11 protein-coding genes and 1 pseudogene are annotated in these 10194 nt (G+C 64.2%); 8 read left to right on the forward strand and 4 right to left on the reverse strand.

What is annotated here, in order from left to right:
* Positions 1 to 203: hypothetical protein (locus tag FNJ47_RS40820; protein ID WP_163161791.1), on the reverse strand; the 203-nt coding region annotated here is incomplete at its 3' end.
* Here FNJ47_RS40820 and FNJ47_RS40825 point away from each other — a divergent pair.
* The 3 genes and pseudogenes from FNJ47_RS40825 to FNJ47_RS40835 form a co-directional block, all read left to right on the forward strand.
* Positions 120 to 386: pseudogene (locus FNJ47_RS40825) on the forward strand (sugar ABC transporter substrate-binding protein); the annotation flags it as partial. The gene FNJ47_RS40820 and the pseudogene FNJ47_RS40825 overlap by 84 nt on opposite strands.
* The gene (locus FNJ47_RS40830) at positions 383 to 1324 is read left to right on the forward strand and encodes a carbohydrate ABC transporter permease (protein ID WP_163161793.1); all 942 of its coding nucleotides are present in this window, start codon (positions 383 to 385) and stop codon (positions 1322 to 1324) included. The pseudogene FNJ47_RS40825 and the gene FNJ47_RS40830, both read left to right, overlap by 4 nt.
* Positions 1321 to 2145 carry a carbohydrate ABC transporter permease gene (locus FNJ47_RS40835; protein ID WP_163161795.1) on the forward strand — a complete coding sequence of 275 codons (825 nt, stop codon included), beginning with the start codon at positions 1321 to 1323 and terminating at the stop codon, positions 2143 to 2145. The genes FNJ47_RS40830 and FNJ47_RS40835 overlap by 4 nt, the downstream gene beginning before the upstream one ends.
* 221 nt (positions 2146 to 2366) lie before the next feature.
* On the opposite strand, the gene FNJ47_RS40840 is transcribed toward FNJ47_RS40835, so the two are convergent.
* Positions 2367 to 4367 (reverse strand): autotransporter domain-containing protein, encoded by a 2001-nt coding sequence (locus tag FNJ47_RS40840; RefSeq protein WP_163161797.1) that lies wholly within the window; start codon positions 4365 to 4367, stop codon positions 2367 to 2369.
* On the opposite strand from FNJ47_RS40840, the gene FNJ47_RS40845 reads away from it, so the two are divergent.
* The 3 genes from FNJ47_RS40845 to FNJ47_RS40855 all read left to right on the forward strand — a co-directional run bounded on the left by FNJ47_RS40845 (position 4321) and on the right by FNJ47_RS40855 (position 6467).
* Positions 4321 to 4872 (forward strand): hypothetical protein, encoded by a 552-nt coding sequence (locus tag FNJ47_RS40845; RefSeq protein ID WP_163161799.1) that lies wholly within the window; start codon positions 4321 to 4323, stop codon positions 4870 to 4872. The genes FNJ47_RS40840 and FNJ47_RS40845 overlap by 47 nt on opposite strands.
* A gap of 120 nt (positions 4873 to 4992) precedes the next feature.
* Positions 4993 to 5214: a hypothetical protein gene (locus tag FNJ47_RS40850; RefSeq protein WP_163161801.1), complete on the forward strand. Its 222-nt coding sequence runs from the start codon at positions 4993 to 4995 to the stop codon at positions 5212 to 5214.
* Between the two features lie 272 nt (positions 5215 to 5486).
* Positions 5487 to 6467, forward strand: a complete 981-nt coding sequence (locus FNJ47_RS40855; RefSeq protein WP_163161803.1) for a helix-turn-helix domain-containing protein — start codon at positions 5487 to 5489, stop codon at positions 6465 to 6467.
* 56 nt (positions 6468 to 6523) lie between these two features.
* Here the strand turns inward: FNJ47_RS40855 and FNJ47_RS40860 are convergent, their stop codons facing one another.
* Positions 6524 to 7201, reverse strand: a complete 678-nt coding sequence (locus FNJ47_RS40860) for a cysteine hydrolase family protein (RefSeq protein WP_163161805.1) — start codon at positions 7199 to 7201, stop codon at positions 6524 to 6526.
* A gap of 283 nt (positions 7202 to 7484) precedes the next feature.
* On the opposite strand from FNJ47_RS40860, the gene FNJ47_RS40865 reads away from it, so the two are divergent.
* Positions 7485 to 8498, forward strand: a complete 1014-nt coding sequence (locus FNJ47_RS40865; RefSeq protein ID WP_163161807.1) for a formamidase — start codon at positions 7485 to 7487, stop codon at positions 8496 to 8498.
* Positions 8499 to 8731: 233 nt separating this feature from the next.
* Here FNJ47_RS40865 and FNJ47_RS40870 read toward each other — a convergent pair whose 3' ends face one another.
* The gene (locus tag FNJ47_RS40870; RefSeq protein WP_236000404.1) at positions 8732 to 9727 is read right to left on the reverse strand and encodes a YeiH family protein; all 996 of its coding nucleotides are present in this window, start codon (positions 9725 to 9727) and stop codon (positions 8732 to 8734) included.
* A gap of 173 nt (positions 9728 to 9900) precedes the next feature.
* On the opposite strand from FNJ47_RS40870, the gene FNJ47_RS40875 reads away from it, so the two are divergent.
* On the forward strand, positions 9901 to 10194 hold a 294-nt coding region (locus FNJ47_RS40875; protein ID WP_163161811.1), incomplete at its 3' end, for a LysR family transcriptional regulator.

Consider the following 10194-nt stretch of genomic DNA (forward strand, 5'->3'; position numbering starts at 1 on the left):
CGCGCGCCTTGTCCCTTCGAAACCACCCATTGGCAGAGCAGATAGGCGGCTTCCTTGTTCTTGCTGGCGGCTGCGATGCCGACGCCGTCGCCATAGGTCGATGAGAAACTGCCCTTGGGGCCGGCGGCGGCGTTCCGTTCCGCAACTCCATCGTCGACGATGCCGAGGTCGCCAAGGGCGTCAAGACCAAGGAATGGCTGCAATCGGTGGTCGATTCCGCCAAGATCTCCAAGCTCGGCCTGCCTGTCATCATCCCGGTCGCTGAATTCCGCGACATCGTCGGTGCGGCGCTGACCGCGACGCTGTCGGGCGCCGATCCCGCCACCGAACTGAAGAAGGCGCACGAGCAATTCCGCCCGATCCTGGAGCGTAGCGAAAAAGCGTGAGCGTGGTGACGCAGACTGAGCCGGCGGCAACGACCGAGAACGTTGCGCCGGCGCGTGAATGGCGTCCGCCGTCCTATTGGCCGTTCGTGATCCCGGCGCTCGTCGTGGTGCTGGCGGTGATCATCTTTCCCTGGGTGTTCACGATCTGGATGAGCATGCAGGAATGGAAGGTCGGTTCGCCCACCACCTTCGTCGGGCTCGCCAACTATTTGCGGCTACCGACCGATCCGCGCTTCGTCGAGGCAGTCGGACACACATTGTCCTACACCGCGCTGTCGGTGCTGCTGCCGCTGGTGTTCGGCACGCTGGCGGCGGTGGTGTTTCACCAGAAATTCGCCGCGCGCGGCTTTTTGCGCGGCATCTTCATCATGCCGATGATGGCGACACCGGTGGCGATCGCGCTGGTGTGGACCATGATGTTCCATCCGCAGCTTGGCGTGCTGAACTATCTACTTTCGCTGGTCGGCCTGCCGCCGCAACTCTGGGTGTTCAACCCGACCACCGTGATTCCATCGCTGGTGCTGGTCGAGACCTGGCAATGGACGCCGCTGGTGATGCTGATCGTGCTCGGCGGCCTCGCCGCGATCCCGACCGAACCCTATGAGAGCGCGCAGATCGACGGCGCCAATTTCTGGCAGGTGTTCCGCTTCATCACGCTTCCCCTGATCATGCCGTTCCTGTTCATTGCCGGCATGATCCGCATGATCGACGCGGTGAAAAGCTTCGACATCATCTTCGCGATCACGCAAGGAGGGCCCGGCTCGGCGTCGGAGACCATCAACGTGTATCTCTACAGCGTCGCCTTCGTCTATTACGACCTCGGCTACGGCTCGGCGATCGCGGTGGTGTTCTTCCTGCTGATCGTGGCGCTGGCGGCGCTGCTGCTCTACTTGCGCAAGCGCCTGCTCTGGACATCGCAGCTCGGGAGCGACGCATGAACCCGCGCTATATCCTCGGCCGGATCGGGCTGTGGCTGTCGGTGTTCGTCATCGTCTCGCCGGCGATCCTGTTCTTCCTCTGGATGGGCTCGCTGTCGCTGAAATTCGAGATCGACAACGCCTCCTATCCGCCGGTGTTCTTTCCGGAGCACATCGCCTGGAAGAACTATGCCGACGTATTCGCGTCGAACCGCTTCCTGACCTATTTCACCAACAGCCTTGTCGTCACCGGCTGCGCCACCGCCCTTGCGATGCTGGTCGGCGTGCCCGCCGGCTACGGCATTGCGCGGATGGCCGCGCATAAATCGGCGATCGTGATCCTGATCGCCCGCATCACGCCGGGCCTGTCGTACCTGATCCCGCTGTTCCTGCTGTTCCAGTGGCTCGGCCTGCTCGGCACGCTGGTGCCGCAGATCATCATCCATCTCGTGGTCACCGTGCCGATCGTGATCTGGATCATGATCGGCTATTTCGAGACCACGCCGCTCGAGCTCGAGGAAGCGGCGCTGATCGACGGCGCCACCCGCTGGCAGGTGTTCCGCCATGTCGCGCTGCCGATCGCGAGACCCGGACTCGCGGTCGCCTTCATCCTCGCGGTGATCTTCTCCTGGAACAACTTTGTGTTCGGCATCGTGCTGGCCGGACGCGAGACCCGCACGCTGCCGGTGGCCGTCTACAACATGATCTCGTTCGACCAGCTGAGCTGGGGCCCGCTCGCCGCCGCCGCATTGATCGTGACCGCGCCGGTGCTGCTGCTCACCGTGATGGCGCAGCGGCAGATCGTAGCGGGACTGACGGCGGGCGCGGTGAAAGGCGGCTAGGTCAAGATGGAGTCACGACGCCGTCGAAGGGGGCGCTGCCAAAATATCGAAAACAACCCCATGCAAAGTAGCCGGCGGCGCCCGACGTTCGACCGGGCAACTTGACACGTCGGGCAACTCAGGGATATATTCTAATATTCCGAAATTATACCCGCCACTTCAAGTTCCATCAGCTGCAATTCGCGCTTGAACTTCGGCCCACGAACTTCGGAATCGGAGCCCTAGAATTTCCAGTTGATCTCGCCCTTGGCGGTGTGATCGCGCGAATCACGCGCAAGCTGTCCCGAATACATCAGGCCAACGCTGGCGTTGCGCGCCAGATTGAAGCCGAGACCCGCTTCGACCAGCAACGCATCGCGCGCGATCGGCACGCCGGCAACCGTGAACGGTGTGCCGCCGCCGGAAAACGCCAGCAGCGTTTCCGGCCTCACATCGCCGAACGCGTGCCGCCAACCGAGCGTGCCGCGCACCGTCAGCGGCTTGCCGTCGGCCAGCGCTACCGCGCCCTCGCCGCGCAGCCCGAGCGTGGTGAAGGCGGTAGCCAACGCGCCGCCGCCGCCGCTCAGCGCCGCGCTGCCGGTCTCGGTAAAATGGCCGGTGTCGAGATGCACATAGGCCAGCCCCGCGAACGGCTCGAGCGCGACACGGTCAAGTGCGAAGCCGCGGCCGATCTCGCCGAACACCTGGGCGGTGTGGGCGTCGTAGCTCGCCTTGGCGGCGTCGACGAAGCCGGGAAACACGATCGCGCGATCGGTATCGATGCTGTGCGCGGTGAAGGCGGCGCCGCCGCGCAGAGCCCAGGCGTCGAGCTGGCCGCCGCCATAGAGCGCGAGGTGATAATTGTTGATGGTGGCGGCGGAGCGGCGGTCATCGACATGCAGCAAGGACTGGGTGTAGCCGCCGGCAAAACCGGCCCGCCAGCGCGCGTCGAAGGTGGCGTCGACACCGGAGATGACGCCGCCGGTCTCGCGCCTGAGCGCGGCGGCATTGCCGTCGCTGCCAGTGTGTCCCCAATCGCCGACGGCCTGCGCCCAGGCGGTCATCACGCTCTCCTGCGGCAAAAATTTCGGCGCGGCCTTGAAGGCCGGTTCGGCCGCGTAGGCCAAGGCGCCGCTGCCGTCGATCGCGACGGCCTGAGGACCGATGCCGGCGAGCGCCGCAGACGGTCCGTCCGCGCTGCCGAAAGGCTGCCGCAGCCGGCCGATCACGGCGTCACGGACGTCTCGCGACTCATCGAGCATTGCGCCCGCCGCGCTCGCGTGCAGCTCGCCGGAGAGCTGGTCGAACGCAAAGCGCGCCTGCGCCGGCGTCGTGCTGAAGGCGAGCGCGTTGAACGCCGGCCCGCGGCCGAGGCCGTCTAACCCGGCCCCCGTCGCGATCTGGTTGCGCGTTTGCGCTACGCTCGCAAAGCGCACATTGTTGCGCGCAAACGTCAGGAACACGTCGTTTGCATCGTAGGTCAGGCTGGGCGCGATGAAGGCGAAGCTGCTGGAGCCGGACATTAAGCCCGAGAACGTGCCGGTCCTTCCTCCCGCTGCGGTCAGAATCGTGTAGGGCGTGTTGAGGAGGAAACCGTTCACCGACGCCAGCCGCACGGTTCCGCCGGAAAGATTGGCTGCTCCACTCGCAACGATCCTGTCGCTCCGTCCGGCCGCGTTGAGGTCGAGGGCGTAGATGGCACCCGGCAGCACAGCCACGCTGCCGGCAATATGGAGCGTGCCGATCGCGCCACCCGCGCCACCGCCAGGCGAGACTATGCCGCCGCCGGCGATCGTGGTCGCGCCGACGGTGCCGGCGCCGGCGAGCGTGCCGCCGCCATTGACGCTTACCGCGGATGGCGCGATCGAGCCATTGACCGCGAGTGTTCCGGCACTAACCACCGTTGCGCCCGTGTAGGTGTTGTTACCTGACAGCGTCAGCGCGCCAGTGCCGACCTTGGTAAGGCCGCCGCCGGTGCCGCTGATGACGCCGGACACCTCCGTGGAAAGATTGTTGGAGCCGACAGTGAGCGTCTTGCCGCCAAGGACAAACGATCCCGCCCCCTCGATCGAGCCCGCCGTCGTGCCGGCGCTTGCCAAGTGCGACATGTCGAACACGCCGCCCGCGTTGTTGATGAAACGCGCATTACCGCCAGTGGCATGAGCACCAAAGAATGTCTGCCCACCGGCGTTGTTGATGATCGTCGCATTGCCGGCGCTGCTGGCGTCACCAAAAAAGAGCACGCTGTCGCCGAAGTTCGTGATGCTGGCATTGGCGGCGGTGCTGGAAAATTCAAAAGTCACATCTCTGTTGTTCATGATGCTTGCGTTAGCAGCCGTGCTGCTGCCGGCGAAAATCACGTCACTGAAGCGAGGGTTGACAATGATGGCGTTGGCCGCCGTGCTGTGGTCGTCAAAGATCAGAGAGAAGCCGTTGCTGATATGGGCGTTGCCGGCCGAGCTGGTGTTGAAAAAATGTATCTCGGAAATAACAGAATTGAGACTGTTGATAGTAGCGTTGCCGGCCGAGCTGCTGTCCGCAAAGAGAACGGTGCCGGCGTTGTTGATCGTGGCATTGGCCGCGGTGCTGGTGTTGTTGAAAAAGGCCCCGCCAGAAGTCGTGTTGATGATGGCGTTACCGGCCGAACTGGCGTTACTAAAACCAACTCCATTATCGAAAACCGGAGCAAAGCCTGACTTGTTGACGATTCCCCGGCCGGTAAACGTCAGGCCCATACTGAACCTGTAGGCCGGCGCATCGCTGTTCAACACAATCGTCCCGACCGAGACCATTTGCGGAGCCGTGATCGCGGTTTGGCTGGAGGCGCCGAAAGTCGCCGTCCCCGTCGGCGGGAAGTTGGAACTCCAGTTGGCGGAATCGGTCCAGTCGTTCGAGACGGGATGGGCGCTCCATGTCGCGTCCTGCGCCTCGCCCGGCCGCGGCATCAGGATTGCGCCGAGCAGCAACGGCCAGAGCATGACGCGGGCCATCGAACCCGCGCGCACGCCGATCCGGCATGGAACAATCGCGCCGGCCGGCGTCGTGTCCTGTTCTGAGACCTGCACCCCAAACTCCCTCGTCGACTCCTAGGGATACGACGTGTAGGGATGGCCGATTGAGCCTGCTTGGGTTGAAGCGACACGGACTTGGACTGAGACGCCAGCCCCGACTTTTTCAACCCCAGTGTGGCGGATTGGACAGGATCGCAGCGGGTCATTCGCAGGAACGTCACATCCAAAATCACACTAGTGTCCCGATCGCTGTAAAAGTATTCCGCTGCAAGGTGATACAAGCGTCGGGCGCGGAACACTCGTGCCACAATGCGGCAACACAGATCAGAATAGATACGCCACGAGCCCATGATGTCAGAGTCCCCAGAGCCCACCACGCTCCGATTCTCGACCGCCGAATGGCCGGCGCAGAACCGGCTCGCGATATGGCGCGAAGCGATCGGACGCCGCGTCTTTCAATTCGACACGATGCCGTTGCATGACGGGCCGTTCCACGCCGAGGCGACGGCGCAGGCCCTGCCCGAGCTGTGCTTTGGATCCTGGACCCTCGGCAATCTACGCACTGCCGTGACGCACGAACTGCTCGACGGCACCGACCACCTCATGCTCCGCATCTCGCTGGGTGGCGCGCCCGTGCTATCGCACCGGGGCCGCGAGGTCACCGGCGCTGCCGGCGATGCCATCCTGATGTCGACCGCGGAGCCGTGGGTGAGCATCTCTCCGTCACTGACGCGCTTCCTCAGCCTGAGGCTGCGTCGCAACGCGCTTACACAGCTCGTGTCGTATCCCGAAGATGCGCTGATGCGCCCGGTGCCGCGCGATACCGAAGCCGTAAAACTGCTGACCTTCTATCTCCAAGGGCTGATCCGCATGGATCCGATGTCGACGCCCGAACTACGGCAAGCCGTCGTCACCCATGTCTACGACCTCGCGGCGTTGGTGATCGGCGCCACCCGCGACGGGGCGGCTGCCGCGAAGGACCGGGGCTTGCGCGCCGCGCGGCTTGCCGCCGCCAAAGCCGACATCCATGCGCATGTCTCCGATCCCGATCTCACGCTGATCACCGTCGCGGCGCGTCGGAATCTCTCGCCGCGCAGTCTTCAGCGCCTGTTCGCCGAGGAGGGAACGAGCTTCAGCGAATTCCTCCTCAACGCCCGCCTGACACAGAGCCATCGGCTGCTGACCAATCCGCGCTGGAGCGATCACAGCATCAGCAGCCTCGCGTTCGAAGCCGGATTCGGCGATCTGTCCTATTTCAACCGCGCGTTCCGCCGCCGCTACGGCGCGACACCCTCCGACATTCGCGCCACGATGCGGCGTTCAGCGCGCTAGGCCGCGATGGACATGCGGCTCACTCTTATACGAACTTCGGAATCAAGGAGCGCGCTCTAGCCGGCCAGCGCCTTCAGCACCGCGGCTGAATCGGCAACCCAGCCGAAAATGCCGCCCTGGGCCTTGATCATCTTCAGGCCCATCTCGTGGAACTCCGGGAAGTAGGACGCGCAGCCGTCCGAGATCACGACGCAGCGATAGCCGCGGTCGTTGGCTTCGCGCACCGTGGTGTTGACGCAGACTTCAGTGGTGACGCCGCAGACCAGGAGATTCTCGATGCCGTATTTCTGCAGGATGTCGCCGAATTCGGTGGCGTAGAACGCGCCCTTGCCGGGCTTGTCGATCACGATCTCGCCGTCGAGCGGATAGAGCGCGGGGATGATGTCATGCCCCGCCTCACCGCGGATCAGGATCCGCCCCATCGGCCCGGGATCGCCGATCCGAAGCGACGGCGCGCCGCGCTCGAGCTTTGCCGGCGGCGCGTCGGAGAGATCGGGCAGATGGCCCTCGCGGGTATGGACCACCAGCAGCCCGGCGTCGCGCACCGCCGCGAGCACCGCGGCAATCGGCTGCACCGCGCGGGCGAGCCGGCTGACGTCGTTGCCGAGGGTCTCGCCGAAACCACCGGGCTCCATGAAATCGCGCTGCATGTCGATGATGACGAGCGCAGTCTTGCTCCAGTCGAGCGCGATCGGCGCCGGCTCCGCCACGATTGTCGCGCCTGAATTCGCCATGACGTACACCCCGAATGCGAGAAGACCCGCGCTTAATTAAGCAAACCGCGTGCCATTGCGTAATGATGGTGTCGTCCCCTTCAATGGCCCGAAATGCCCCGCATCTCAATTGCTTGAGACACGCGCCCGGCCGTTCACCCTGCCCGCTTCTCATCCGCTTGATTTGCGCATCGCTTGATCCTGCTGGCATGATCGTTGCTAGCTAAGAGCTGGCCCAGAGCCCGAACGAGCGGCGACGAACGTTCGCGAAATGACAACGCTTCAAACAAGCGGGAGGACAGGCATGAATGGACTTGGCGGCCTCAACAAATCGCCCAATGGCGTGGTGATCGGACTGGTGCAGCTGCAACTGCCCGTGGTTGCGACCAAGGCCGATCTGGCCCGGCAGACCGAGCGCATCGTCTGGATGGTCGGCAAGGCGCGGCGCAATCTCGCCACCATGGATCTGGTCGTATTCCCCGAATATTCGCTGCACGGCCTCTCGATGGATACCAATCCGGAGATCATGTGCCGGCTCGACGGGCCTGAAGTCGCGGCTTTCAAGCAGGCCTGCATCGACAACAGGATCTGGGGCTGCTTCTCCATCATGGAGTTCAACCCGCACGGCAATCCCTACAATTCAGGCCTGATTATCGACGATCACGGCGAGATCAAGCTGTACTACCGCAAATTCCATCCCTGGATTCCGGTCGAGCCGTGGGAGCCGGGCGACATCGGCATTCCCGTGATCGACGGGCCGAACGGCGCCAAGATCGCGCTGATCATCTGCCACGACGGCATGTTCCCGGAAATGGCGCGCGAATGCGCCTACAAGGGCGCCGAGATCATGATCCGCACCGCAGGCTATACCGCGCCGATCCGCGACAGCTGGCGCTTCACCAACCAGGCCAATGCATTCCAGAACCTGATGGTGACCGCCAATGTCTGCATGTGCGGCTCGGACGGGTCGTTCGACTCGATGGGCGAAGGCATGATCGTCAATTTCGACGGCAGCATCATCGCGCACGGCACCACGGGACGGGCCGACGAGATCATCACCGCCGAGGTGCGGCCCGACCTCGTGCGCGAGGCGCGGATCAATTGGGGCGTCGAGAACAACATCTACCAGCTCTGGCACCGCGGCTATGTCGCGGTGAAAGGCGGCGCGATGGATTGCCCCTACACGTTCATGCAGGACATGGTGTCCGGCCGCTTCCGCCTGCCCTGGGAAGATCAGGTCAAGATCACCGACGGCACGTCCTGCGGCTTTGCGACACCGACACGGATGTTCGGCAAGACCGCGAAGGCTGCCGAGTAGCCGCCAGAGCGGTATGAGTTTTGGTTGACTCGGGCTTACCGCGATTTCGGCTCACCTCTCCCCGTCGGGGAGAGGTCGGATTGCTCTCGGCGATGCGAAGCATCGTCCGTGCAATCCGGGTGAGGGCTCCTGCTCTTTCGATAGACCGTAACCCCTCACCCGATTTGCTGCGCAAATCGACCTCTCCCAAGGGAGAGGTGAACTTTCGATGCGGCTGCAGCTCAACCTAATCTCTATTTAAACAAGTGCACGAGACCGATGCTCAAGCCCAGCAGCAGCATCAGCGACAGCGTGACCGCTGCCGTCACCCGGCCGCCGACGGTCGAGAGCACGCGCACATCGACACCGAGCCCGAGTGCTGCCATCGAGACGACGGTGAGGATCGCCGCCGTCTTCGTCACGGGCGCGATCGCGATGTCGGGCACCAGCTGGAACGAGCGCAGCGCGGCCAGCACCAGGAAGCCGATGATGAACCAGGGCACCAGCTTGAACGGGCTGATCGCGGCGGCCTTCGCAGCACCCGCGTCGGCGGCGCCGGTCCTGGTGCTTGCCTTGCGCCGCCGCGCCACGAACAGCGAGAGGCCGACCACGATCGGGCCGAGCATCAGCACGCGCACGAGCTTCACCAGCGTGCCGATCTGGGTCGAGACGATGCCGGCCGGCACGGTCGCCGCCAGCACCTGCGGCACGGCATAGACCGTGAGGCCTGCGAGGATGCCGTATTGCGTCGCCGTCAGCTTCAGCAGCGGAATCAGCAGCGGCAGCCCGAGCACCATCAGCACGCCGAGAATTGCGGTGAACGAGATCGACGAGGCGATGTCGTCGCCATCGGCCTCGATCACGGGCGCCACCGCCGCAATCGCGGAATTGCCGCAGATCGAATTGCCGCAGGCGATCAGGATCGCGAGTTTTGTCTTCAGCCCAAGCAGGCGGGCGAGGCCATAGCTCACCGCCAGCATGATCACGACGGTCGCGGCGATGGCACCGATCAGGAGCCAGCCCGACGCGAGGATCGCGGCGAAGCTGATCGACGCGCCGAGCAGCATCACCGCGACCTCGAGCAGCTGCTTGGCGCTGAAGGCAATGCCCGAGCGCCAGCGCTCCGACGGCTCCCAGGCGGTCCGCACCGCCATGCCGAGCAGGATCGCGACGACGAGCGCCTCGATATAGGGATGGTCGAAAACCCGTTCTTCGGCGGCCTGGATACCGAGCGAGATGACGGTGACCATTCCGCAGAGCAGAATGCCCGGAATGAGCAGGAATATGCGCTTCAGCGCCCCCTGCTTCTGCCCCTGGTCTTGTTGTTGTTCCGGCACGAAATCCTCTTTTCGGAGAAGATTTTATGCGCCTGGGCGCGCTCCTTGGCTAATATATTTTCGGACTGCCCCGATAGAGAGAAGTTATGTCCCTCAACCTGCATCTGCTCCGCCTGTTCGCGGCCGTGGCGAAAACCGGAAGCTTCTCCCGCGCCGCCGACCTGCTGCACATCAGCCAGCCGGCGATCTCCAAGGGCGTGCGGGATTTCGAGTTGCAGGTCGGCTGCCGGCTGCTCGACCGCACCTCGAAGGGGGTGCGGCCGACCCGGGAGGGTGCGGCGCTGGCGCGGCATGCCGAGACGCTGTTCGCGGCCGAGCGCGCCGCCGAGGACGAATTGCAGGCGCTGCGCAACCTCGACAGCGGCTCGCTGCGGATCGGC

It is taken from the genome of Bradyrhizobium uaiense (assembly GCF_010811875.1).
Classification (GTDB): Bacteria; Pseudomonadota; Alphaproteobacteria; order Rhizobiales; family Xanthobacteraceae; genus Bradyrhizobium; species Bradyrhizobium uaiense.